26 protein-coding genes are annotated in these 24,319 nt (G+C 59.1%); 12 read left to right on the top strand and 14 right to left on the bottom strand.

The window, feature by feature from the left end; genetic code table 11:
• Positions 1-55: 55 nt before the first annotated feature.
• A complete protein-coding gene (gene purD / locus ACR3FB_RS06655) occupies positions 56-1,318 on the bottom strand; it encodes a phosphoribosylamine--glycine ligase (protein ID WP_480565254.1) in 1,263 nt (420 codons plus the stop codon).
• Positions 1,319-1,394: 76 nt separating this feature from the next.
• Here purD and xseA point away from each other — a divergent pair, with 76 nt between their 5' ends.
• Positions 1,395-2,879, top strand: coding sequence for an exodeoxyribonuclease VII large subunit (gene xseA / locus ACR3FB_RS06650; RefSeq protein ID WP_480565251.1), 1,485 nt, complete (start codon positions 1,395-1,397; stop codon positions 2,877-2,879).
• 3 nt (positions 2,880-2,882) lie between these two features.
• On the opposite strand, the gene ACR3FB_RS06645 is transcribed toward xseA, so the two are convergent.
• Positions 2,883-3,278, bottom strand: coding sequence for a hypothetical protein (locus ACR3FB_RS06645; protein ID WP_480565248.1), 396 nt, complete (start codon positions 3,276-3,278; stop codon positions 2,883-2,885).
• 129 nt (positions 3,279-3,407) lie between these two features.
• Between ACR3FB_RS06645 and ACR3FB_RS06640 the strand changes: the two genes are divergently transcribed.
• From ACR3FB_RS06640 to ACR3FB_RS06620, 5 genes are all read left to right on the top strand, one after another.
• Entirely contained in the window at positions 3,408-4,046 is a 639-nt protein-coding gene (locus ACR3FB_RS06640; RefSeq protein WP_480565245.1) for a lysoplasmalogenase, read from the top strand.
• Positions 4,047-4,105: 59 nt separating this feature from the next.
• Positions 4,106-5,197, top strand: coding sequence for a signal recognition particle-docking protein FtsY (gene ftsY, locus ACR3FB_RS06635; RefSeq protein ID WP_480565242.1), 1,092 nt, complete (start codon positions 4,106-4,108; stop codon positions 5,195-5,197).
• 86 nt (positions 5,198-5,283) lie between these two features.
• Positions 5,284-6,186, top strand: a complete 903-nt coding sequence (locus tag ACR3FB_RS06630) for an EamA family transporter (protein WP_480565239.1) — start codon at positions 5,284-5,286, stop codon at positions 6,184-6,186.
• A gap of 16 nt (positions 6,187-6,202) precedes the next feature.
• A complete protein-coding gene (locus ACR3FB_RS06625; RefSeq protein ID WP_170376332.1) occupies positions 6,203-6,808 on the top strand; it encodes an inner membrane-spanning protein YciB in 606 nt (201 codons plus the stop codon).
• 121 nt (positions 6,809-6,929) lie between these two features.
• On the top strand, positions 6,930-7,598 hold the full coding sequence (locus ACR3FB_RS06620) for a Crp/Fnr family transcriptional regulator (RefSeq protein ID WP_170376330.1): 669 nt from the start codon (positions 6,930-6,932) through the stop codon (positions 7,596-7,598).
• A gap of 224 nt (positions 7,599-7,822) precedes the next feature.
• On the opposite strand, the gene ACR3FB_RS06615 is transcribed toward ACR3FB_RS06620, so the two are convergent.
• The 6 genes from ACR3FB_RS06615 to rpiA form a co-directional block, all read right to left on the bottom strand.
• Complete coding sequence (locus ACR3FB_RS06615; protein WP_480565931.1) at positions 7,823-9,259, bottom strand: Do family serine endopeptidase; 1,437 nt, start codon at positions 9,257-9,259, stop codon at positions 7,823-7,825.
• A gap of 185 nt (positions 9,260-9,444) precedes the next feature.
• Complete coding sequence (locus ACR3FB_RS06610) at positions 9,445-9,639, bottom strand: DUF2065 domain-containing protein (RefSeq protein ID WP_480565235.1); 195 nt, start codon at positions 9,637-9,639, stop codon at positions 9,445-9,447.
• Positions 9,639-10,517 carry a protease modulator HflC gene (hflC, locus tag ACR3FB_RS06605; RefSeq protein WP_170376326.1) on the bottom strand — a complete coding sequence of 293 codons (879 nt, stop codon included), beginning with the start codon at positions 10,515-10,517 and terminating at the stop codon, positions 9,639-9,641. The genes ACR3FB_RS06610 and hflC overlap by 1 nt, the downstream gene beginning before the upstream one ends.
• Positions 10,517-11,659, bottom strand: a complete 1,143-nt coding sequence (hflK, locus tag ACR3FB_RS06600; protein WP_480565232.1) for an FtsH protease activity modulator HflK — start codon at positions 11,657-11,659, stop codon at positions 10,517-10,519. Before hflK ends, hflC begins: the two co-directional genes overlap by 1 nt.
• 72 nt (positions 11,660-11,731) lie before the next feature.
• Complete coding sequence (gene gor, locus ACR3FB_RS06595) at positions 11,732-13,090, bottom strand: glutathione-disulfide reductase (protein ID WP_480565229.1); 1,359 nt, start codon at positions 13,088-13,090, stop codon at positions 11,732-11,734.
• A 124-nt stretch (positions 13,091-13,214) separates the two neighbouring features.
• Positions 13,215-14,003, bottom strand: a complete 789-nt coding sequence (gene rpiA, locus ACR3FB_RS06590) for a ribose-5-phosphate isomerase RpiA (protein ID WP_480565226.1) — start codon at positions 14,001-14,003, stop codon at positions 13,215-13,217.
• Positions 14,004-14,172: 169 nt separating this feature from the next.
• Here rpiA and ACR3FB_RS06585 point away from each other — a divergent pair, with 169 nt between their 5' ends.
• From ACR3FB_RS06585 to ACR3FB_RS06570, 4 genes are read left to right on the top strand one after another with little or no spacing between them, the layout of a single operon-like run.
• The gene (locus ACR3FB_RS06585) at positions 14,173-14,874 is read left to right on the top strand and encodes a glutathione S-transferase family protein (RefSeq protein WP_480565933.1); all 702 of its coding nucleotides are present in this window, start codon (positions 14,173-14,175) and stop codon (positions 14,872-14,874) included.
• A gap of 1 nt (position 14,875) precedes the next feature.
• The gene (locus ACR3FB_RS06580; protein WP_480565223.1) at positions 14,876-16,249 is read left to right on the top strand and encodes an L-serine ammonia-lyase; all 1,374 of its coding nucleotides are present in this window, start codon (positions 14,876-14,878) and stop codon (positions 16,247-16,249) included.
• Between the two features lie 21 nt (positions 16,250-16,270).
• Positions 16,271-16,687, top strand: coding sequence for a GFA family protein (locus ACR3FB_RS06575; protein WP_480565220.1), 417 nt, complete (start codon positions 16,271-16,273; stop codon positions 16,685-16,687).
• Positions 16,688-16,732: 45 nt separating this feature from the next.
• Positions 16,733-17,647 (top strand): DMT family transporter, encoded by a 915-nt coding sequence (locus tag ACR3FB_RS06570; RefSeq protein ID WP_480565217.1) that lies wholly within the window; start codon positions 16,733-16,735, stop codon positions 17,645-17,647.
• On the opposite strand, the gene ACR3FB_RS06565 is transcribed toward ACR3FB_RS06570, so the two are convergent.
• The gene (locus ACR3FB_RS06565; RefSeq protein ID WP_170677553.1) at positions 17,592-18,299 is read right to left on the bottom strand and encodes a thiamine diphosphokinase; all 708 of its coding nucleotides are present in this window, start codon (positions 18,297-18,299) and stop codon (positions 17,592-17,594) included. The genes ACR3FB_RS06570 and ACR3FB_RS06565 overlap by 56 nt on opposite strands.
• 123 nt (positions 18,300-18,422) lie before the next feature.
• On the opposite strand from ACR3FB_RS06565, the gene ACR3FB_RS06560 reads away from it, so the two are divergent.
• Positions 18,423-20,021, top strand: a complete 1,599-nt coding sequence (locus ACR3FB_RS06560) for a hypothetical protein (protein WP_480565214.1) — start codon at positions 18,423-18,425, stop codon at positions 20,019-20,021.
• Positions 20,022-20,197: 176 nt separating this feature from the next.
• Entirely contained in the window at positions 20,198-20,758 is a 561-nt protein-coding gene (locus tag ACR3FB_RS06555; protein WP_480565211.1) for an N-acetyltransferase family protein, read from the top strand.
• 151 nt (positions 20,759-20,909) lie between these two features.
• On the opposite strand, the gene ACR3FB_RS06550 is transcribed toward ACR3FB_RS06555, so the two are convergent.
• The 5 genes from ACR3FB_RS06550 to nthA form a co-directional block, all read right to left on the bottom strand.
• Entirely contained in the window at positions 20,910-21,152 is a 243-nt protein-coding gene (locus ACR3FB_RS06550) for a DUF2842 domain-containing protein (protein WP_170642268.1), read from the bottom strand.
• Positions 21,152-22,447: an adenylosuccinate synthase gene (locus ACR3FB_RS06545; RefSeq protein ID WP_480565209.1), complete on the bottom strand. Its 1,296-nt coding sequence runs from the start codon at positions 22,445-22,447 to the stop codon at positions 21,152-21,154. The genes ACR3FB_RS06550 and ACR3FB_RS06545 overlap by 1 nt, the downstream gene beginning before the upstream one ends.
• A gap of 219 nt (positions 22,448-22,666) precedes the next feature.
• Entirely contained in the window at positions 22,667-22,996 is a 330-nt protein-coding gene (locus ACR3FB_RS06540) for a nitrile hydratase accessory protein (RefSeq protein WP_425083361.1), read from the bottom strand.
• Positions 22,993-23,670 carry a nitrile hydratase subunit beta gene (gene nthB, locus ACR3FB_RS06535; RefSeq protein WP_425083362.1) on the bottom strand — a complete coding sequence of 226 codons (678 nt, stop codon included), beginning with the start codon at positions 23,668-23,670 and terminating at the stop codon, positions 22,993-22,995. The genes ACR3FB_RS06540 and nthB overlap by 4 nt, the downstream gene beginning before the upstream one ends.
• Positions 23,667-24,281 (bottom strand): nitrile hydratase subunit alpha, encoded by a 615-nt coding sequence (nthA, locus tag ACR3FB_RS06530; RefSeq protein ID WP_170638993.1) that lies wholly within the window; start codon positions 24,279-24,281, stop codon positions 23,667-23,669. Before nthA ends, nthB begins: the two co-directional genes overlap by 4 nt.
• Between the last annotated feature and the right edge of the window lie 38 nt (positions 24,282-24,319).

Raw genomic sequence — 24,319 nt, 5'->3', positions numbered from 1 at the left:
TCCTGGGGGAGAGGCCGCAGGCCAAGGGGGCAAAGCCCCCTGACCCACATCAAAGTCAAAGCGCCCGCCACCCAATATCGCGCCGATAAAAGCCCTCGGACCAATCCACGCCGTCAACCATTGCATAGGCCCGATCCCGCGCCTCTTGCAACGTCGCACCTCGGGCGGTGACACTCAGAACACGACCGCCAACCGCTTGAATCTGCCCTTCGACAGCCTTTGTCCCCGCGTGGAACACCATGTTGCTGCTGTCTTCAGGAAGGCCGTCCAAACCTTTGATAACCGAGCCTTTCTCATAAGAACCCGGATACCCGTTGGCTGCCATAACGATGGTCATCGCGTGATCATCGGCCCAGTTCACGCGCGTTTCGTCCAAACGCCCTTCGGCTGCGGCATGCATCAGGTCCATCGCCTGCGCCCCAAGACGCATCATCAAAACCTGACATTCGGGATCGCCAAACCGGACGTTGTATTCCACCAAACGCGGCTGCCCATCCTTGATCATCAAACCGGCATAGAGAACCCCTTGGAACGGCGCGCCCTGGCGCTTCATCTCGGCCATGGTTGGGCGGATGATTTCATCCATCGCGCGCGCCTCAATCTCGGCGCTCAGAACCGGAGCCGGGGAATAGGCCCCCATCCCGCCGGTGTTCAGACCTGTATCCCCCTCGCCCACGCGCTTGTGGTCCTGCGCGGTGCCGATCGACAGGATGTTCTCTCCATCGCAGAGAACGAACAATGAGGCCTCTTCGCCATCCATAAACTCTTCGATGACAACCTCGGCACCCGCCCCACCGAAGGCCCCGCCAAACATGTCGTCAATTGCGTCCAGAGCGGTCTGCTCGTCCATCGCTACAATCACGCCCTTACCCGCCGCCAGACCATCAGCCTTGACCACGATCGGAGCGCCTTGCGCTTGGATGTAAGCCTTAGCGGGGGCGGCTTCGGTGAACCTTGCATAGGCCGCTGTCGGCGCACCGGATGCATCGCAAACCTCTTTGGTGAAGCTCTTCGAGGCTTCCAACCGGGCCGCTTCGGCAGAGGGGCCAAACACCAGCACACCGGCTTCACGTAGCCGGTCCGCCACGCCAGCGGCCAAAGGGGCCTCGGGGCCGACGATCACGAAGTCAATCGCGTTGGCCTCGGCGAAATTGACCACGGCACCGCCATTCTCGATATCCAGCGAAGCGCATTCGGCGATCTGGGCGATCCCGGCATTGCCTGGCGCAACGATCAGACGGTCGCATTTGGGGTTCTGCATCACCGCCCAAGCGAGGCTGTGTTCACGCCCACCGCTGCCGAGAATAAGAATGTTCATTGGGTCGTCTCCGATCTGCTTGGCCTCGCCTGCGCGGCGTTCTAAGCTGGCACGGCATTTGACACAAGGCGCTGAAATGTCCGACCTGCTTGATGACCCAATTCCCGGCCAAAACACCCCTGAATACTCGGTTTCCGAGATTTCTGGCGAGGTGAAGCGCACGCTCGAGGGCTCGTTCGGGCGAATCCGTGTACGCGGCGAGGTTGGCCGCGTGTTCAAGGCGCGCTCGGGTCATTTGTATTACGACATCAAGGACGACCGAAACGTTCTGGCCTGCACCACGTGGAAGGGGCAGATTTCCGGACTGTCCGTTGTTCCAGAGGAAGGGTTGGAGGTCGTCGTTACCGGCCGCCTGACCGCATTCGGTGCGCAATCCAAATACAATATGAACGTTGATGAGGTCGCAGTCGCTGGCCAAGGCGCGCTGATGGCCCTGCTGGAAAAGCGAAAAAAGCAGCTGGAGGCCGAAGGACTTTTCGCGCCTGAGCGCAAGAAACCGCTGCCCTACCTGCCCCAGATCATCGGTGTCGTGACCTCTCCGTCCGGGGCGGTGATCCGCGATATCCTGCATCGCCTGCGCGACCGGTTTCCCCGCAAAGTCCTGATCTGGCCTGTCGCCGTGCAGGGTGCAAATTGTGCGCCCGAGGTGACCCGCGCCATCGAAGGCTTTAACGCGCTGACGCCAGGTGGCGCGCTGCCCCGCCCCGATCTGATCATCGTCGCGCGCGGTGGCGGCTCAATCGAAGACCTATGGGGGTTTAACGAAGAAAACGTGGCCCGCGCGGCTGCGGCATCAGATATCCCGCTGATCTCGGCCGTGGGGCATGAGACAGACACGACGCTGATCGACTTTGTCTCCGATCGCCGCGCGCCTACGCCAACAGCCGCAGCCGAATTGGCCGTCCCCGTGCGGATGGAGTTGATGGCCTGGACCAACGAACAGGGTGCGCGCCTTTCGCGGGCTGCGAGCGATGCGGTTCAGCGCCGTGCGCAGCGTCTGCGTGACGTGTCGCGTGCGCTTCCACGTCCGGATAGTTTGTTGAACTCTCCACGGCAACGTTTTGATCTGATTGCAGAACGCCTAACACCCGCCTTGAATCGCGGGGTGCAAAACCGTCGCCTGCAACTGGTCGAGATGTCGGCGCATCTGCGCCCATCGACTTTGCGAAGCGTCGTCTCCTCCCGTCAGGAGCATCTACGTAACCTGTCGTCGCGCCTCTCCCTCCGCCCGATTCAGCGCGAAATTGAACAGCAACGCCAGGCTACCGCTCGACTGGCCGAGCGGCTGGACGCGGCCCAAACCGTCCGACTAGAGCGCCTGCGCCAGCAACTGAGCGCAACCGACCGCCTGCGTGAAACGCTCAGCTACAAGGCAACGCTGGCGCGGGGCTATGCGGTCGTGCGCGCCGAGGGTGACGTTGTGACTACCAAGGCTCAGGCTGGCAAACACGCGGCGCTTGAGATCGAATTCTCGGACGGTCGCCTGGCGACCGGTTCCGCTGGCCGCCCTGCCGCGAAAAAACCCAAACCCGACACGCCGGATCAGGGATCGCTGTTCTAGAGGTTAAACCCCAACTTCAGGCCCCAGACACACCATCTCTTCCCCGAGGTCTTCCGCCTCATAGAGTTCAGTCGCCTGTGGGTCGCCTTCGAACTGCGCGATCAGCCCACCGCCCGACTTGGTGAATACCCAGCATTGCGGGTCCAGCCGGTCCTCGTAGACGAAACAGATTTGATCCTCGCGCTGATACCAGACGCCTTCTTTGCACTGTCCGTCCAAAAACGACCAGATCACGCGGCGGTTGGGCAAGTATCGCTCAACCCCATAAACCTGCCCTTCAAAACCATAAAACAGGGTTTTGCCCCGCGTGTACTCATCGAACTCGGCCCCGGACAGCGCCGTTTGCGCGCCCGCCGTCTGCGCCGACAGCGCCAATAGAATCACGAGATGCCTCAACATGAGGCCATAGTGTCAGATGCGGGCGGGCATGGCCAATCACCACGGCGGTATTCGCCTGCCCCCACGTCATTATTGTACCGCGTGCCTCCGCAAAGAACAGTGGTCTCGAACAAGACAGAGGGAACTGATGTGACAAACCTGCTATTCTGGCTCGCCGCCGCGTGCGCCTTGGCCTATTTGCCGCTATCCCCGCGCCCGGCAAGTTTGCTCCGCACCGTTCTGAAAACCGCGTCGGTTGCTTTCTTGGCCTTCGTCGCCCTCCTCAGCGGTGGCGCGACCTTGCTGGTTGTCGCCTTGGGCCTCTGCGCAGTTGGGGATGCTCTGCTGTCGCGAGAGTCCGACACCGCCTTCATGGCAGGTATTGGCGCGTTCGCCGCGGGGCATATCGCTTATATCGCGCTTTTCCTGACGCACCCTGGCAGCAACTTCGACCTCATTCTGGAACGGCCGGGATATTTCTGGTCGCTCCTCATTCTGGGGATCGTTGCCTCCACTTTGTTCGCCCCGCGCGCTGGAGATCTAAAACTCCCGGTTCTGATGTACATCCCGATCATCCTCGGCATGGGCGTCGCAGTTCTATCTTTGCCCGAGACCGGAATGCTGCGTTGGGCCTTACCTGCGGCACTGGCATTCATCGCCTCAGACCTCGTGCTGGCAACCGAGAAGTTTCTGCTGCCCCAAGGACATCCAGCCCTGAAGCAAACCCCCTATATGGTCTGGCCGCTTTATTGGGCTGCGCAGGCTGGACTACTGAACGCTTTCACCTGACCCTTTGCAACTCCGGCAAATCCACATTAGGTGGAGGGGAACACCTGCGGAGACCGAAAATGGCGTTTTTTTCAAAGCTGAAGGACAAGCTGTTCAAATCCTCATCTCGTATTGAGGAAGGGCTGGACGCCATTGTCGAAGACGGAGGTGAAGAAACCACCGCACCAGAGCCGGTGGCGCAGACGCCCGAACCCGCCCCGCAGCCGCAGCCGCAGGAAGCTGCGCCGCTACCAGAGACTTTGCAAGAAAATCAGCCCGCATCCAGCGGATTGCTGGGTCGCCTGTTCAGCCGCACAGAAACCAAGACCGAAATCCGCCGGACGCTGGATGACGATATGCTGGAACAGCTCGAAGAGTTGTTGATCGCCTCGGATATGGGCGTCGACACTGCCCTGCGCGTTACCTCGAATATGGCCGAGGGGCGTTTTGGCCGTAAACTCTCGTCCCGAGAGATCAAGCAACTGCTGGCGCAGGAAGTGGCCCGCGTGATGGAGCCGGTCGCCCGCCCCCTGCCAATCTACCCCAAACGCCCGCAAGTGGTGCTGGTGGTTGGCGTCAACGGCTCGGGCAAGACCACGACCATCGGCAAACTGGCCAGCCAGTTCAAATCCGCGGGCAAAAAGGTCGTGATCGCCGCCGGAGATACCTTTCGCGCCGCCGCCGTAGAACAACTGCAGGTCTGGGGTGACCGCGCTGGCGTCCCGGTTCTGACCGCGCCCGAAGGCTCGGACCCCGCAAGCCTTGCCTTTGACGCCCTGACCAAAGCGCAACAGGACGGTGCCGACCTTCTGATGATCGATACCGCAGGCCGCCTGCAAAACCGAGCCGACCTGATGGAGGAACTGGCCAAGATCGTCCGCGTGATCCGCAAGGTCGATGAGACCGCGCCGCACAACACGCTGCTTGTGCTGGATGCGACCACGGGCCAGAATGCCCTCAGCCAGGTGGAAACCTTCCGCAAACTCGCCGATGTGTCGGGCCTTGTGATGACCAAACTGGACGGCACAGCCAAAGGCGGCGTGCTGGTCGCGCTGGCCGACAAGTTCGGCCTACCCATCCACGCCATCGGCGTCGGAGAGCAAATAGACGACCTCGCCCCGTTCGACCCCGAAGAATTCGCAGCGGCCCTGACCGGCCTCGACCAAAACTGATCCGCCTCTTCATCTGGCTGAAAATATCCTCGGGGGTCTGGGGGCAGACAGCCCCCAACCTCGTCACACAAAACAAGTTCTGACAATTGAGCGACTGGCTGATCTCACTCGAAGGCACCGAAGCGGGCCACACCCTCGCCCTGGGCCTCGCCTTGATGGCCGCCTTCCTGCACGCAGTCTTCGGAGCACTGCAAAAGGGCCGCCACGATCCGTGGCTGTCTCGCGGGGCCATCGACGCCTGCTATTGCCTGATGGCCATCCCTTTTGCCCTATTCGTCGTGCCGTGGCCCGAACCCTATATGTGGCCCATCTTCGGCATCGTCTGGCTGATCCACATCACCTACAAGATTCTTCAGGCCTTTGCCTATACCAAAGGCTCCTACACGGTGGTCTACCCGGTCGTTCGCGGCACCGGCCCGCTTTTCACTGTGATCGGAGCCTACCTCCTGTTCGGAGAAACCTTCACAGGCACGCAATGGTTCGGTGTGGCCGTCCTTCTGGCCGGTATCTTTGGGCTGGCTGCCTATAATTTCCGGTTTCTGGAAACCAATCGTGAGACTCTAGGCATCGCTCTCACCCTGGCGATTGCCACAGGTCTCTTCGTAGCGCTCTACACGACCTATGACGCCTATGGCATCCGCGCCACCGCTGATCCGTTCACCTTTCTGGCCTGGTTCTTCATGATCGACGGCTTCGCGATGCCGATCTACGCGTTCCTCAGATGGCGCGCCATGATCAACCGCCCTTCCCCAGGTCCGCTGATGCTGCGGGGGCTTGCAGGCGGCTTGATCGCGCCACTGTCATTCGGAGCCATCATGCTGGCCACCCGATTGGACAAAGTCGGAGAAGCGGCTGTACTGCGCGAAACATCAACTGTATTTGCAGCCTTGATCGGCTGGCTGGTTTTGAAAGAAACCGTTGGCCCAAGACGCATCGCCCTGATGGCACTGATTGCATTGGGCGCTGTAATCGTTGAAATGGGCGGATGAACAGCAGGACACCACGATGACAGGCAAAAAAGAGATCAATCCGTTTCTGAAACAGGTGCTGGAGCTGGGCCCCCCGCTGGCCTTCTTCTTCATCTACCTGCGACTGCGTGATGACAGTTTTCTGATCGGCGGTATCGAGTATTCAGGCTTCATCATCGCTACTATCCTCTTTGTCCCGCTGATGCTGGCGGCAATGGGCATCTTGTGGTTTCTGACAGGCAAGCTCAGCCGGATGCAGATTTTCACCGCTTTCATGGTGATCTTCTTTGGTGGCCTAACCGCCTGGTTCAATGATGAGCGGTTCTTCAAGATGAAAACCACGCTGGTCTACGGGTTCTTCTCAGTCATTCTGGGGATCGGGTTGCTGCAGGGAAAGTCCTACCTGGCCTACGTTCTGGATGAAATGCTACCCATGAAACACGAAGGTTGGATGATCCTGACCCGTCGCCTCTGTGCCTGCTTTGCGGTTCTGGCCATCGCCAATGAGATCGTCTGGCGCACCATGTCCACCGATCTTTGGGTCAAGATCGAAACCTTCGCCTTTCCCATCGCGTTGATGGCCTTCCTGATGTACCAGTTCCACCGCTTGCAAAGCTATCTGGAAGACCCCGATCGCCAGTAGTCGACCTAAAGCCCCTTTGGTATCAGTTTGACACTCATCCAAGGAAACCACTTGGCTTGTTGACCTTGCTGTGAATAATTGAGTAACCACTCACCATCCTACTCCGGAGATTAGTACCCGAATGGCGGTATTCCCAAATAGCGGCTTCCTGTCCGATGCATCCGAAGGCCTGCGCGAGATGCTCTCGGCGCTGGCGACGGAAATCTCTTTGGATAAAAACGAAACCCTGTTCGATCAGGACGATGAAGGCGATGCGCTTTATGCCATCGTCGAAGGGACGCTCGAAGTGTCCTTCCTGGCCATGAGCGGCCGGAAGCTGGCGCTGACGCTCATGCGCCCGGGCGAGGTCTTCGGTGAGATCGCTCTGTTCGACAGCGGCCCTCGCACTGCCACTGTTGCGGCTGCTGAACCTTCTCGGGTTCTGCGCGTGCGTCGCAGGGACGTGATGGAGCAAATCCGCCAACACCCCGATCTTGCCGTTGATATGGTCCGTCTTGCCGGATTGCGCATGCGATCGATGAGCTCGCAGTTGAACGAGCAGGTCTTTCTGCCGATGCCGATTCGACTGGCGCGCAAACTGCTGCACCTGTCGTCTCTGCAGGACGATCCCACGGAACGCATTACCCTGTCGCAAAGTGAATTGGCCGAATTCGTTGGGGCCACGCGTGAGGCCGTCTCAAAAACCATATCGATCTGGAAACGGGACAATGTGGTTGAGGCATCGCGGGGCGGATTGCTGATCCACGACATCGAAGCTTTGCGCGCTTTGGCTGAATCGGACCTGATCTGACCTTTTGTGATCTTGTTCACAGACGACTCGGAAGACAGTGCCCTAGGTTAAACCTGTTACCGTAGGAGGTCAGTAATCATCCCCGATATCTGTCCACTGATCTCTCCCTGTACCTAAGCCATATGCTCAAAAGGCATATGGCTTATTTTCTTTCTGCCGGACCCAGAAGAAATGAAAAAAGGCCGGGGAAACCCCCGGCCGTTTTCAGTAGTTATGTGATGAGCTTAGTTTTCAAGGCTCAACGCGACAAAGCGCGGGTCGCCGCCACGGCGCACCAACAACAGCAGTGATTTGCGCCCGGCTTCAGTAGCTTCTTCAATACGCGCCTCAAGGTCGCTGATGGATTCGACCTTCTGCTGTCCAGCTTCAGTGATCAGGTCACCCACGCGCAGACCCTTGGCAAAGGCTTCCGAGGCTTCATCAACCTCGGTCACAACCAGACCGTCCGCCTCGGCATCCAGCCCCAGATCTTCACGCAGCGTATCTGTCAGCGGTGAAATGGTCAGGCCCAGAATGTCAGCGTTTTCGTCGGTTGGCGCGTCCGGAGTATCTTCCTCACTCGTCTCGGCACGCTCTGCATCCTCACGACGCCCTAGTGTGACCAGAATAGTCTGAGTGCCACCGTCGCGATGTACGACCACACGAACCGATTTGCCTACGGTTGTCTCACCGACCTGACGTACCAGACCGCGCGTGTCTTCGACCTCGACCCCGTCAAAGCTGAGGATCACGTCCCCTGCTTTCAGACCGGCCTCTTTCGCAGGACCCTCCGGTACATCGCTGATCAGCGCCCCCCCGGGTTTATCCAGACCCATCGCCTCAGCCATGTCTTCGGTCACATCCTGAATGCGCACACCCAACCAACCCCGGCGGGTTTCGCCGAACTCACGCAGCTGGTCGACGACCTTGGTTACGACATTGGAGGCCATCGAAAAACCGATACCGATCGAGCCGCCGTTGGGCGACAGAATCGCGGTGTTCACGCCGATGACCTGACCATCCATGTTGAACAGAGGACCACCCGAGTTGCCCCGGTTGATCGCAGCATCGGTCTGGATGTAGTCGTCATAGGACCCGCTCAGCGCGCGGTTACGGGCCGAGACGATCCCCGCCGACACCGAGAATCCCTGCCCCAGCGGGTTGCCCATGGCAATCACCCAGTCACCAACACGCGCCGTGTCGCTGTCGCCGAACTGGACGTATTGCAGCGGCCCCGAAGCCTCGACTTTCAACAGAGCGATATCGGTTTTCTCATCCGTGCCGATGACCTTGGCAGGCAGTTCCTTCACGGGCTGGCCGTCGCCTGGGAAGAACTCGATCAGAATTTCATCAGCCTCGGCGATCACGTGGTTATTTGTAACGATAAAGCCGTCTTCCGAGATCACGAACCCCGACCCCAGCGCATTACTGCGGCGCGGGCGGTCACCATTGTCGCCGTTGCGATCCTGAAACTCGCGGAAGAAGTCTTCGAACGGAGAGCCCTCGGGCACGATCCCCTGCGGCCCGGTCTGGCCTTCAATCAGGGTCGACGTGGTGATATTGACCACCGCCGGGCTGATCTGTTCCGCCAGCGGCGCAAGGCTTTCCCCGCGTGCATAAGCCGCAACTGTTTGCGCTGCGATCAGAACCATCGCTCCGAAGGCCAGCCACATCAGTCGCATGAAACCAACACTATCGTCCCGCCGGACGGAAATACTGCGCGCTTGTGCCTGCACTTGGGAACTCCTTGTCGTCAATTTCTTACAGACCGCCCTAAGGCAGACTATCTTTCCACCCAATGTAGTCGGTTTGATCACGCTCGCAACTGAGGATCGCGGGGAAATCACCGGCAAGTGAGGTCAGCAAGTCAAAACCCCAGCTGATAGGCGCCCCAAAGCAGCACAAGACCGCTTACAACACACAGCAGCCCTGCCAAACGACGCGCTTGTTCTGGTAGCGTGCGCAGCGCGTCTAACATACGTTCAATAAGCGAAGGGGCCAGCGCATAGGCCAGCCCCTCGACAATCAACACCAGCCCAAAGGCCAGAAGGATCATACCCATTACTGGGTCGCCTGCCCGGTGGGCGATTTCAGGTAGTTGAAGAACTCCGAATCCGGGCTGAGGACCATTGAGCTGTTCCCGCCCTGCAACGCGCGCTCATAAGCTGACAGCGAGCGGTAGAATTCAAAGAACTCTGGGTCTTTGCCAAAGGCGTCGGCGAAGATCGCGTTACGTTCGGCATCTGCCTCACCGCGGATGATTTCGGCCTCGCGGTTGGCGTCCGAAACCAGTTCAACCACGGTCCGGTCAGCCTGCGCGCGGACACGCTGCGCGGCTTCGTTACCGCGGGCGCGTTCGTCGGTTGCTTCACGTTCCCGCTCGGCTTTCATCCGATCAAAGGTCGCCTCAAGGTTCGCCTGCGGCAGGTCGGTGGCTTTCAGGCGCACGTCGATGACGTTGACGCCCAGCGCCCGCGCTTCGGCAATTGCGCTGTTGCGGATCCGCAGCATCAGGGCCGCACGGTCAGAGCTGAGGATATCCCGCGAGGAGACCGAACCCAGAACTTCCCGAGTTTCCGCACGAAGGATACGGTCCAGACGATCCTCGGCAACCGGAATACCGCCAACACCAACGGCCTGACGGAACTGCTCCAGATCCGAAATCCGGTAGCGCGCAAAGGCATCAACCACCAGACGACGGTCATCAAGAGGTGTTACCTCAAGCGGCTGCACGTCGATCGACAGGATGCGGTCATCATAGCGCACAACCTCTTGAATCAGAGGGATTTTAAACGCCAATCCGGGCTCTTCCTTGACCGCGACAACGCGACCAAACTGCAGAACCAGAGCGCGTTCACGCTCATCCACGATAAAGATCGAGGACAGAACACCGACAATCGCGAGGAAGACGACGGGTAGGATAAATGTCGTTTTACGCATCAGTTGCTCTCCGCTGCAGGGGTACGACGCAGTTCATTCAACGGCAGGTACGGCACAACGCCCTGCCCCGCGCCGCCGGTGTTTTCGTCCAGGATAATCTTGTCCACGTCACCCAGAACCTGCTCCATGCGCTCCAGATACAGACGCTTGCGGGTCACATCCGGCGCTTTGGAGTATTCCTCCAGAACCGCGCTGAAGCGGCTGGCCTCACCTTGGGCGCTGTTGATCTGTTGGGCGCGATAGGCTTCGGCCTCTTCCAGAACCTGAGCAGCTTCACCACGCGCTTCCGCTAGAACACGGTTGGCGTAGGCATCAGCGACGTTCTGCAGACGATCCCTTTCCTGCGCAGCGGCCTGAACGTCACGGAACGCGGCAATCACGTCCTGAGGCGGGTCAGCCTTGTCGAAGTTCACGCGGACGATGTTCACACCCGAATCGTAGCTGTCCATTGTCGCCTGAATCAGCTCTTGCAGACGTTCTGCGATAATGCCGCGGTCTCTGTTCAGGATCGGAGCAAGTTCGCTTTGCGCGATAATCTCACGCATCGCCGATTCCGACACCGCCTGAATCGTTTGACGCGGGTCGCGCAGGTTAAAGAGGAACTTGGCGGGGTCGTTGATATTCCAAACGACCTGATAGTCGATATCGACCACGTTTTCGTCACCGGTCAGCATCAGACCATCATCGCTGCCACGAGCGCCGCCCATGTCTTCATTCTGTTCCCGTGTAACAGGAATGACTTCGGCAGTTACGAATGGCCAAGGTGCAAAGTTCAGACCGGGATTTCCAACAGCCGAGAATTCGCCAAGGAACAGTTCAACTGACTGTTCTTCCGGCTTGACGGTGTAAAAGCTGGCCGCAGCCCAGAGGCCGATCGCGACCAATGCACCAATCGCCACGGTTCCCTTGGTAAAGATAGGGCCACCGCCGCCGCCTGAACCGTTGCTTCCACGGCCACCGCCGCCACGACCGCCCATGAGGACGCGCAGCTGCTCTTGCCCTTTTTTCATCAGCTCATCGATTTCGGGGATCTGCGGGCTCTCCCCTTCGGGAGGCTTGCGCCCGTCACCGTTGTTACCCCGATTTCCTCCACCACCAGAGGAGCCTCCGCCCCCCCAGGGGCCACCGCTGTTGCCCGCCATATGTGTCTATTCCCTTGTGTTTGACCGTGTGATCACGGTGTTCCTTGTAACTTGGTTGCGCGCAGTTGCAAATCAAGCCGTGCGTACAGGTTGCCGCATTGTCACCAGTTCTTCGGCCATGACCGGGTGAACTGCAACCGTGCGGTCGAAATCTTCCTTGGTCGCACCCATTTTGACGGCAATGCCCGCCAGTTGGATCATCTCACCCGCGCCAGGCGCCACGATGTGGCAACCCAACACCTTGCGCGTCGCCTGAGAGACGATCAGCTTCATCAGAACCCTCTGAGTACCACCGGCAAAGGATTTCTGCATCGGCTTGAACGAAGTCGCATAGACGTCAATTGGTTCCTGCGCGGCCGCCTCTTCCTCGCTGAGGCCCACGGTGCCGAATTCGGGCTGGGTGAAAATCGCGGTCGGGATCAGCTCATGATCCACTGGCGTCGGGTTGCCTTTGAAGACGGTCTCGACAAAAGCCATGCCTTCGCGGATCGCAACCGGGGTCAGATTCACTCGGTCGGTCACATCACCAATCGCATAAATCGAGGGCACGCCGGTCTGGCTGTACTCATCCACAACGATCTCACCCTTGCGCCCACGCTCGACGCCCACGTCCTCAAGCCCCAGGTTGTCCGCATTCGGAGTGCGCCCGGTGGCATACATGACCACGTCGAAATGATCCTCGGTCCCGTCGGTGGCTTTGACCCGGATCTTGTCGCCCTCTTTCGTCATCTCAAGCACATTGGTGCCCAGACGCACGTCGATACCGTTCTGGCGCATCTCTTCACAGATCAGGCCACGCGCTTCTTCGTCAAAGCCACGCAGGATCTGCGCACCGCGGTAGAACTGAGTGGTCTTGACGCCCAACCCGTTCATGATCCCGGCGAATTCACTGGCGATGTAACCGCCGCCGACGATCAGAATGCTTTCGGGCAATTTCTCAAGGTGGAAGATTTCATTCGACGTAATCGCCAGATCCGAGCCGGGGAAGTTCGGCACAACCGGACGGCCACCCGTCGCAATCAGGATATGCTTTGCGGTCTTGCGTGTGCCATCGGCCAGTTCAACCGTATGCGGATCAACCACATGGGCACGCTGATCAAAGCTCTCGACACCGTTGTTTTTCAGGATGTTGCGGTAGATGCCTTCCAGCCGATCCAGTTCCGTCACCAGCTTGTCGTGGAAGGTGTTCCAGTTGAACGCTCCGGGCTGAATGTCCCAGCCATAAGCCTGCGCGTCACCGACCATCCCCGAATATTCGCTGGCGAAGACCATAAGTTTCTTTGGAACGCATCCACGGATAACGCAAGTGCCGCCGTACCGATCCTCTTCCGCCAGAGCCACTTTGGCACCGTTTTCACCCGCCGCTACGCGCGCCGCGCGGACCCCACCCGAGCCTCCGCCGATTACGAAGAGGTCATAGTCAAAGCTCATGCTGGGTTCCTTCATTCAGCTTGCAAAATTCTTTGGATATCTGGGCGCGAAAACCGCCCTGCCAACCCCCAAAGGCGTAAATTTCCAGTATATTCCAACACGTCCTTGGGATGGCGCCTTCCACTCAGTCCGAAAAATCCGAAAATAGGTTGTCCTTGGCGCCATCAAGGAACTGGTCCAACTCAACTGTTCCGGCATTGATATCGCGCAGCTCGACCCGTCCATCGCCGTAGCCCACAACGACCTTGTCGCAGATATCTATGAACAGCCCGTTCTCGACGACACCCGGCACCTGGTTCAAAACCAGCGCCATCTGCCGGGCATTGCCGATCCGCTGCAGATGCAGGTCGAGGATATGGTTGCCCTCATCGGTTACAAATGGGGCCTCACCATTCATCCGAAGGGCTGAGTTAGTGCCAAGCACATCCATCGTGTCCAAAACTTCTTCGATCAGCGTTCGAGTGGTCTGCCAGCCAAAGGGGATCACCTCGACCGGCAGCGGGAATGCGCCGAGCGTTTCGACCTCTTTCCCGGCATCGGCGATCACCACCATCTGATCGCTGGCCGTTGCCACGATTTTTTCCTGCAGATGCGCGCCGCCACCGCCTTTGATCAGGTTCAGATCACCGTCGAACTCATCCGCGCCGTCAATCGTCAGGTCCAGCCATCCGGCCTGATCCAGCGACACGACCTCGATCCCGACTTCACGCGCCAATTGCGCGGTTCGGGTTGAGGTTGGTACGCCCTTGATGCGCAGGTCTTCTTGCTGGACACGCTCGCCCAGACGGCGAACAAGCCAAGCGGCGGTCGAGCCGGTGCCCAGCCCCACCCGCATTCCGTCTTCGACCATGTCGGCCGCGCGGTACGCCGCAACGTATTTGGCTGTGTCGATTGGCGACAAATCCGCGGTCATTGGCAGTCTTCCCCAAATAGTCTGCAAGACTTATATGCAATGCTCCACCCAACTTCGAGACCCAATTCACGTCGCCCGGATGCGAAAGATGTCGCTCAATTGCGCGTTTCCTATCGGAAACGTCGCAAACAAGGCTTTTCAGGTTTCGGTTGCTGTATATCTAGTCCGTATGATGACGCCCTATCGCCTGCACTATGCCCCTGACAACGCCTCGCTGGTGATCCGGCTGGTGCTGGATGAAATGGATCAGCCCTATGAGACGGTGCTGGTTGATCGTCGTCAGAACGCGCAAGACAGCGCAGCCTACCAAGCGTTGAACCCGAACGGGCTGATCCCGGTTCTCGAAACCCCTCAGGGGCCGATATTCGAGACAGCAGCCATTCTGCTGTGGTTGGCCGATAGCCATGGGCAACTTGCACCCGCGTCGACCAGCCCTGACCGGGCCGCCTTTCTGAAATGGCTGTTTTTCGCGTCAAACACGCTCCATGCCGATCTGCGCATCCTGTTTTATGCCGAGAAATACATAGACCCAGAACAGGCGGAGACCATGCGAGTCGGAATACGTCCAAGGCTGCGCACTCATCTGCAAAATCTGGACGCGGTCGCCGCGCAGGCTCCGGAATGGCTCAGCGCTGATCAGCCGTCAGTTCTGACATACTATATCGGCTGCATGATGCGGTGGATGGCGCTCTACCCATCCAATGCGGACCGCAGCTGGTACCAACTCGCCGATACGCCCTATCTTCAGCGCATCCTGACGCAGCTGGAGATGCGTCCCGCAACGCGAACGGCAATAGCCGCCGAAGGTCTTGGGGCCACGCCGTTCACCTCACCTATCTATGCCAACCCTCCTGAAGGCTCAGCTATCTGACATGTTCCTCTCTGTCTTCGATATGTTCAAAGTGGGCATCGGCCCGTCCTCATCCCACACCATGGGCCCCATGGTGGCCGCCGCGCGTTTTCTGGACATGATGCGTGCATCGCCGTTTGAATTTGCCGGGCTGCGCGGCTCGCTACACGGTTCGCTGGCCTTTACCGGGGTCGGTCACGCCACCGACCGCGCCACCATTCTTGGCCTCGCTGGGTTCGTGCCGGACACATATGACAACGACAAGGCCGAGGCCGCGCTGGCAGCGATTGCTGAGACGCACACCGTAACGCCCGAGGGGCTGCCGACTCTGGCCTTCAACCCCAAGACCGATCTGGTCTTTGACTACGACCACAATCTGCCCGGCCATGCCAACGGTATGATCCTGATGGCAACCGACGCGCAGGGCGATGTGATACTGCGGCAGGTCTTCTACTCGATCGGCGGCGGCTTTGTTCTGACCGAAGAGGAACTGGCCGCTGGCAAGGCCACAGACGAAGGCGCTCCAGTGCCCTTCCCCTTCAAATCGGCTGTCGAGATGTTGGAGATGGCCAAGTCCAGCGGCAAGTCCATTGCCGAAATGAAACGTGCCAACGAAATCGCACGTGGCTGCGCGGATAGCTTTGCCAAAGGCTCTGCCCGGCTGTGGCAGGTGATGAACGACTGTATCGAGCGTGGTCTGACCACCGACGGCATCCTGCCCGGCGGCCTCAGCGTGCGTCGCCGCGCAAAGGGTATCTATGATGCGCTGATGGCCGAGCGCGGCATGAACCTGACCGCACCGCACACCATCAACGATTGGATGAGCGTCTATGCCATGGCCGTGAACGAGGAAAACGCGGCCGGAGGCCAGGTGGTCACCGCGCCAACCAACGGCGCGGCAGGTGTTCTGCCTGCGGTACTGCGCTACTACCTCGACCACGTGCCTGGCGCGGCGGAAAGCCATATCGAGGATTTCCTTCTGACCGCAGCTGCCATTGGGGGGCTGGTGAAATTCAACGCCTCGATCTCGGGAGCTGAGGCTGGATGTCAGGCCGAGGTAGGCAGTGCCTCGGCGATGGCGGCGGCTGGTCTTTGCGCCGTGATGGGTGGCACGCCCGAGCAGGTGGAGAACGCCGCTGAAATCGCGCTTGAACACCACCTGGGCATGACCTGCGATCCGGTTGCAGGGCTGGTTCAGGTGCCGTGCATCGAGCGCAACGGCCTTGGCGCGATCAAGGCCGTTTCGGCCGCGTCGCTTGCGTTGCGTGGCGATGGGCAGCATTTTGTACCTCTGGACGCTGTGATCGAAACCATGCGTCAGACCGGGCATGATATGCATGAGAAGTACAAAGAAACCTCATTGGGTGGTTTGGCCGTAAACGTCCCGAACTGCTGAAGTGAGACAGGAGGTGGCGCAATGCGCGGACATTGTTTGTGCGGCAAGGTTGCGTATGAAGTTGATCCTCCGGTCTTGTCCTGCGTCTCATGCCATTGTGACAGTTGCCGCCGCCAGTGTGCCGCTCCGATGACGACCTATTTCGGGGTGCGCGATGGCCAATGGCGCTGGATCGGAGAAGAACCTAAGCGCTTCAACTCTTCGCCCGGAGTCCAGCGGAGTTTCTGCCCACATTGCGGAACACCGATCTCATTTCGGTCGACCAAGATGTCGGACGTTCTTCACCTTTACGTAGCGACTCTAGAGAGCCCCGAAGTCTTGCAGCCAACACTTCATGTCTCACATGAAGAGAAGTTGGAGTGGCTGAAACTGGGCGATGATTTGCCCACCTGCATCGGCCCCGACTACACCAAGGTTCAACCACTTCCGAAGGCTTGAGAACAGAGCTTTTCTCGGCCTTGGGAAACCGCTAGCGTCGCAGCCATGACTCAGGATCGTCCCGTATTCGGCATCGTTCTGATGCTTGGTTTCTGCGTGCTTGCCCCGATGGGGGATGCGCTGGCAAAGCTGTTGGGGGAAACAACCCCGCTGGCGCTGTTGGTCTTCGTGCGTTTCGCCATTCAGGCGGCGATTCTTGTGCCCTTGGTAGCGTTCACCGGCAGGCCATGGCGCATGCGGGGCCGTATTCTGCGACTGACCGTGATCCGCACACTTTTGCACATCGCGGGCATCACCGCGATGTTCTCGGCGTTGCAATTCCTGCCCCTGGCTGATGCGGTCGCCATCGCCTTCGTGATGCCCTTCATCATGCTGCTGCTCGGGAAATACATACTGAACGAAGAGGTCGGGCACCGCCGCCTAGCAGCCTGTATTGTCGGATTCGCCGGAACCCTTCTGGTCATTCAACCCAGCTTTGCCGAGGTCGGGCTGCCCGCGTTTTTGCCCCTGATCGTCGCAGTTGTCTTTGCCTTGTTCATGCTGGTCACGCGCCAGATCGCCAAAGAGACCGACCCAATGTCGTTACAGGCCGTCTCGGGTGTGTTTGCCACGATCCTACTGCTGCCCCTTCTAATCTGGGGAACGCAGTCTGAGATCCGGGAGCTGTCATTCACCCTCCCCTCGGGCCACGAACACTGGCTGCTTCTGTCTATCGGGATACTGGGTACTGTCGCCCATCTGTTTATGACATGGTCGCTGCGCTATGCGCCTTCGGCAACGCTGGCACCGATGCAGTATCTTGAGATCCCCGTCGCCACCCTGATCGGCTGGCTGATCTTTCACGACCTGCCGAACGGTCTGGCTGCGCTTGGCATCCTGATCACGATCGCCGCAGGGCTCTATGTTATTCTGCGCGAGAGGGCCACGGCGCGCTCAGCCCCGACTGAAACGCCTGCATGACCTGATCCAGAGCGCTACGAGGTACCATCACCAACATTCCCGGGCCGTCCATCTGAAGCTCAACCTTTGAAATGACACGGTTCGAGGTGCCCACCTGCCCGCTCGGATCGAAGTGAAGCCCCTCGATCGGCCACTCCAACCCGCGGCTGCGCCCGGTGACATTTTTCAGAGGAAAGAGAGAAACAACTGCGCCCGGCGTCAGATCCAACACGATGCTGGGCGGCGCATGGAACACGACCTCATGCGCGCCGATCAGAACACACGCCTTGTCCGGATACCGGACCAGAGTGTTCAAGACCGCCAATTGATGGTCCAGCCGCCCTCCCAAAAATCCAGCCCCTAACACCAAAGGGGCGTGCACGTTCCGCAGTGCCTTGTCGAAATCCGTGCTGTCCTGTTCCGCAATCGGAAAAAGGCGATCCTGAGGAATACGAGTTCTGATTTCAGGGGACAACGAATCGAAATCACCAATCACGGCATCCGGAATCCGCCCCGAATCGACCAGAACCGAGGCTCCACCATCCGCCGCAACCGCTATTGTGACGCTATTCAGCACCAAATTCAGGTCTTCAGGGCCGATCTGCCCCCCTCCAAACAGCCCGATTGGGCCACTTGAACGTACAATTGCCCCATTTTTTCTAAGATTGATCATTTTTCCCGGATTTGGACACATTGAGACCACAAAATGATAGGTTCATGCAGTTAGTTCCGAGTCGATCGGGTTGCCCCTGTCCGGGCGGATCGGCTCAGTTAGTTTGTAAAGGACGCATGTCTGATGGTACAGAACAACAAGGTATTGACCGTTTCCTATGGGACTTTCTCGTGCACTTTGGAAGGGTTCGACGACTCTTTCGAGACTATGAAAGCCATAGCCGAATACTTCCGCGATCTTGCGGCAGAAGACAGATACTTTGGATCTGAACCCCCGCAACCTGACGCCGAAATGCTGACGCGGATTGCGCAGCGCGACAACGCGCAACAAGTTGAAGCACGCCCGAGCGATACCGGCCTGCTTCTGCGCGCCACGGAAACGCCCCCCCGGACTGAAACGCCCCCCGCCCCTGAAGCGACCCTGCCACAGGATAACGCCATGCCCCAATCGCCCGATCTGAATGTTGTCCAGCCGACCCCCTCTGCGACACCTGAAACAGACACTGCTGCATCTTTCTTTTCCGAAGCTGCGCCGGTCGATGCCGACGCGGACCCGGCGCCCGATAGCCTGGCCGCCAAGCTGCAACGCATCCGCGCGGTTGTTTCCCATTCGGACGTGGATACGGACAACTATGCCGAGGAAGAGGTCGCCCCCCTAACGGCCGACACCCCGGCGCCGATGGACGCTGTCTCAGCCGCCTTTGCAGCAGGTTCGCTGAGCCCCGAAGATCTGGCCCCTACCGAGGCACCTGCCGTCGAAGCCGTTGAAGAGGCACACGCGCCGGAACTGCCGGATGCGCCAGCCATGGAATCGGCGCCGCTCGATTTGCAAGATGAGACCCCAATGCAAATCGAGTTTAAAGACTCAGAGGAAGAAGAGGCCCCCAAGGTGATCTTCGACGAAGACACCGAGACGGCGACCGATGACGGCGATGAGGTTGAGAATATCCTTAGCCCAGCAGACGAAGCAGAAGACGACCAGCAAGGTGTTCTGACCGCTGAGGATGAAGAAAGCCTGTTCCTCGAGATTGACGAGATCGAAGAGGAAATGGATGCGCAAGCGACCGTGGCGTCCTCGGATCTGGATCAGGATGTCTCGCGCCTGATGGCAAAAGCGGATGAGCAGATGGACGACCCGGCCGCCAGCGGCACGCGTGAGGCCTATTCACATCTGCGTACGGCCGTTGCTGCAACCTCGGCGGAAGATGTGGCCAAGCAGGCCGCGACTGATGAAGAGTATCGTGGCGATTTGGCCTCGGTCGTCAGCCCTCGCCGCCCAGACGATGTTCAGGTCACCAGCAAACGCCCTGATGCAGACATGGCGGCCCCTCTGAAACTGGTCGCCGAGCAGCGTATTGACGCGCCCAACGCGGATACAGGCCCGGTGACCCCCCGCCGTGTCACCTCGGATCAGTCCGAGTACGCGTCAGAAGAAAGCGGCTTTGCACAATTCGCACAGGATCAGGGCGCGCAGTCTCTGTCCGACCTTCTCGAAGCGGCTGCGGCGTACTTGTCCTTCATCGAAGGGCAGGAACAGTTCTCGCGCCCGCAATTGATGAACAAGGTCCGCTCGCTGAAACAGGATGAGTTCAATCGCGAAGAAAGCCTGAAGTCCTTCGGGCAGCTTCTACGCGACGGCAAAATCGAAAAAGCTGGCGGAGGGCGCTTTGCGGCCTCAAGTGACATCGGTTTTCGCCCGGAAGGTGAACGAGCCGTAGGCTGATATCCTCTATTTCGCTATCGAGAGTGGGTCGGAGATTTCTTCGACCCATTTTTCTTGCACTAACGCTATGGAATCTCGATGCGGACATGATGCCGCTATGCTGCATTGCAGAAAAATGATATTATCTGAGTAAAGGTAACAAATCTTTCAGTTCGTGTTCAAATCAAGGCTCCGCCATGTATGAACTACCAATTCGACGCCTCAGAGCATTCGACAAACCCAAAATAGAAAGCCATTTCAAGAGCCTCGATGCAGAAGCGCTGACGTCTCGATTTGGCGTACCGGTCAGCCTGGCCTTTGTTGAGGCGTACCTTGCAGGCATATTCAAAAATTCTGCGCTGGTATTTGGCGCGTTCCCCGATTCCTGCCTGCGCGGTGTCGGAGAATTGCGGGCTGTTCCGGACAGCCACAACCATGTGGCTGAACTGGCCTTCACCGTTGAAACGGTCTGGCAGGACTTAGGGATCGGCGATGCACTGCTGTCGCGGATAGTTACCGCAGCCCGCAATCGTGGATTTCGCGAAGTCCATATGTTGTGCCTCGCCACCAATCAAAAAATGCGCCGTCTGGCTGCAAAACACGACGCCGAGCTGAAACTGACGACAGGACAGATTGAGGCGACCCTGACAGCGCCCTGGCCCACCCCCTTCAGTGTCGCCGAAGAAATCTCGGGTGAGTATCATGCCATGGCCCGAGCGATCCTAAGTTGGTCGGGAAACGGTCGACGAACCGGCTAAGAACAGACATAGACACGCAGCGCCTATGACGACCAACGGCACTCGTAGAACCGGACAGCCCGAAGCTGAAACTTCGGACTTGCCCTCATCTCACTGTCTGGGTGTTGCGCAGGGAAATGATGCAAGCCTTGAATCTATGCAAAGATACTGATCAGTCGGGCTTCTGGTCCGGGTCTTCTTTCCCGACACCCTTGAACACGAACTTGAAGGGTAAAGCCCACAGAATGCCCAGCGCCACGTAAACCAGCAGCTCAAGCCAGATCGGAGGACGATCCAGCCAGTTCACCACCGTGACTACGGCGACAATATAGACAGGCAGGCCGATCACCAGAATGAACAGAGACCAACGCCTACGCGCCTTGTAGCTTAGGCCGGGTGTCTTGTCGTCCGACATCAGTCTGCAAACGGGTCGGTCACCAGAATGGTGTCGTCCCGCTCCGGGCTGGTGGATAACAGCGCCACTGGGCATTCGATCAACTCTTCGACCCGGCGCACGTATTTGATCGCGTTTGCTGGCAGATCCGCCCAGCTGCGCGCGCCTTCGGTGGATTCGCTCCAACCTGGCATCTCTTCGTAGATGGGCGTGCAGCGCGCCTGCTGATCGGCAGCGGTCGGCAGATAGTCCAGACGCTCGCCATCCAACTCGTAGCCGGTGCAGATCTTCAGCGTTTCGAACCCGTCCAACACATCCAGCTTGGTGAGAGAGATCCCGTTCACCCCGCTCGTCGCGCAGGTCTGGCGCACCAGACAGGCATCGAACCAGCCGCAGCGGCGCTGACGACCGGTGGTAGTGCCGAACTCATGCCCACGCTCGCCCAATCGCTGACCGTCGGCATCCTCAAGCTCGGTCGGGAACGGCCCCTCACCCACGCGGGTTGTGTAGGCTTTTACAATTCCCAGTACGAAGTCGATCGAGCCCGGCCCGATCCCCACGCCGGTCGCCGCTTGACCGGCAATCACGTTCGAGGAGGTCACGAAAGGATAGGTGCCAAAGTCAATATCCAGCAGCGCACCCTGCGCGCCTTCGAACAGGATACGTTTGCCCGCCTTGCGCTTTTCGTTGAGAACCTTCCAGACCGGAGCCGCAAAAGGCAGAATGTCCGCTGCAATTTCTTTCAGTTGCGCCAAGAGAGCATCCCGGTCGACAGGTTCAATCCCCAAACCCTTGCGCAATGGGTCGTGGTGCTGCAGTGCACGATCAACACGAGCTTCCAAGGTCGCCTCATCGGCAAGATCGGCAACACGCACCGAACGGCGTCCGACCTTGTCTTCGTAAGCCGGGCCAATCCCGCGCCCCGTGGTACCAATCTTTGTCCCTTTGCTCGCTGCTTCCTCGCGCGCGCGGTCCAACTCACCGTGGATCGGCAGAATCAGAGGGGTGTTCTCGGCAATCATCAGCGTCTCAGGCGTGATCTCAACGCCCTGAGCGCGCACAGTCGCGATTTCTTTGACCAGATGCCACGGGTCCAGAACCACGCCATTGCCGATCACGCTGAGCTTACCGCCGCGTACAACGCCCGAGGGCAACGCGTGCAGTTTGTAGACCTCGCCATCAATGACCAGAGTGTGGCCGGCATTGTGCCCGCCCTGAAAACGCGCGATCACGTCCGCCCGCTCGCTGAGCCAGTCGACGATCTTGCCTTTTCCTTCGTCACCCCACTGGGCGCCGACAACAACCACGTTGGCCATATCCGGTCCTTTTCGCGAAAAGATATCAAACTCGGCTGATATAACGAGGCTCAGACGGTAGGGAAACCGATATTTCGCCGCATCTGCAAATCGCGCTGCGCGCAATGCCTCCGGCGGGGATATTTTTAGCCAGATGAAGAACGGATCCCCTGCTTCATCTGGCCGAAAATATCTCGGGGGAGTCGCCAAAGGCGGCGGGGGCAGCGCCCCCAACTCGCTTTACGGCAAACGGACCGGTTTACCATGAGGCGTGGTCAGGTAAGCCCTTTCCCAAGCGCCCTGCAGCAAGGTGACCTCATCTGAGCGGGCATCTCCTTGTTCAGCCAACAAGGCCTCAAGGGTTTCGAGCCATGCCTGGAAGTAGTCATCCCCGCCATCCAGCTCTTTGTTCAGACCGTTCCGTTTCAACGTGTGCGAAAACCGGTCTGCCCAGTCGGGCCAGTCAAAACGCCCAGCCTCGTTCAAGGCGACAGTGACCGCAAAGACCTGAGCATGCCAGGGCTCGGAAAAGACAGGCTCTGGGGCTGTGGCTGTGATGCAGTTGCTCATGCAGGCTCCAGATAGGATTGCCACAGATCCAGCACCACCTCATCCTTGGGGTGTTCCGGATCGGTCCATAGCTCGGACGCCAGGAAAGATACGGCATAGAGAGGTTCTGGTGCCTCTCCCAGCCCGTGGGCATTGGAATCGGGTAGAACATGCGTTCCGTTCAAGCGAACGATCCGGCCTTGGGCCCCAGCGGCATAGTTCGGCAAACGTGTATGCCCACCATCCACCAGACGGTTCGCGGAGGGTCGCACTGTTTTCACCATCTGCCCGACCTCGAACTGCGCCGCGATGTTCGATTTGCGGTCCGCAGGGCCGCCTTTGGCCAATGCAGCTGCGACAGTTTGCGCTTTCAGCATTCGGTCTGCCAGTGGGTGATCCCCAACCGAGGTTTCTCCGCGCAGGTCTTCGAGGGTCAGCACCCCTTTTGCGACCAACAGATCGGCCAGCCCAGAGATCCATTTCTCATAGTAGGAAAACCGGGTGTAGTCCTTCGGCGACAGCTGCTCACGCGCATGGCGCGATGTGTCAATGTTCCATTGCCCCAAAAAGCCCGAGGCCAGCGTCACTGCCAAAGCTCGCGCGTGCCAGTCTTCGGAAAAAATGGGGGCGTCTTCGGCTTCTGGGTTGATCGGCCCGTCGCCAAACCGCCCTCCCATATCGTGAACGCGCGTCATGACGCCTCCTTAGGCAGGCCAGTACCGATCATGCTGTCGCGGGTGACCATAGCCGCGAGTTCCTCTTCGCCCAGCCCTTCTGTCCCCTCGGGACGCATGGGCAGCACAAGATAGCGAATCTCGGCCGTGGAGTCCCAGACGCGTACCGCTGTGTCCTCGGCGAGCGTCACACCAAACTCAGCCAGAACCTTGCGCGGTTCGCGCACGGCGCGGGCGCGGTAGGCGTCGGATTTATACCAGCCGGGCGGGATACCAAGCAGCGGCCACGGATAGCAACTGCACAGCGTACAAACGACCATGTTGTGCTGCTCCGGTGTGTTTTCGACCACCACCATATGTTCGCCTTGACGACCATAGTAACCAAGCTCGGCGACAACCGGCGTTGCATCTTCAAGCAATGCGGCTTTGAACGCAGGATCGCTCCAGGCCCTGGCGACAACGCGCGCGCCGTTCTGCGGGCCGACCTTGTTCTGATACGTGTCGATGATTTCATCCAGCGCCGCCGGGTCAATCAACCCCTTCCGGGTCAGAATCGTTTCGAGCGCTTTGACGCGCAGCGCGGGTTCGGGGGGCAACAAAGCGTGCGGGTGGTCAGAATGATCATGAGGCATGGCCGCAGGGTGCGCCAAGCTTGACCGATCTGTCCAGT

Source organism: Ruegeria sp. AO1, from assembly GCF_056535985.1.
Note: the sequence above shows the minus strand (reverse complement) of the source record. Positions and strands in the feature narration are given on the sequence as shown.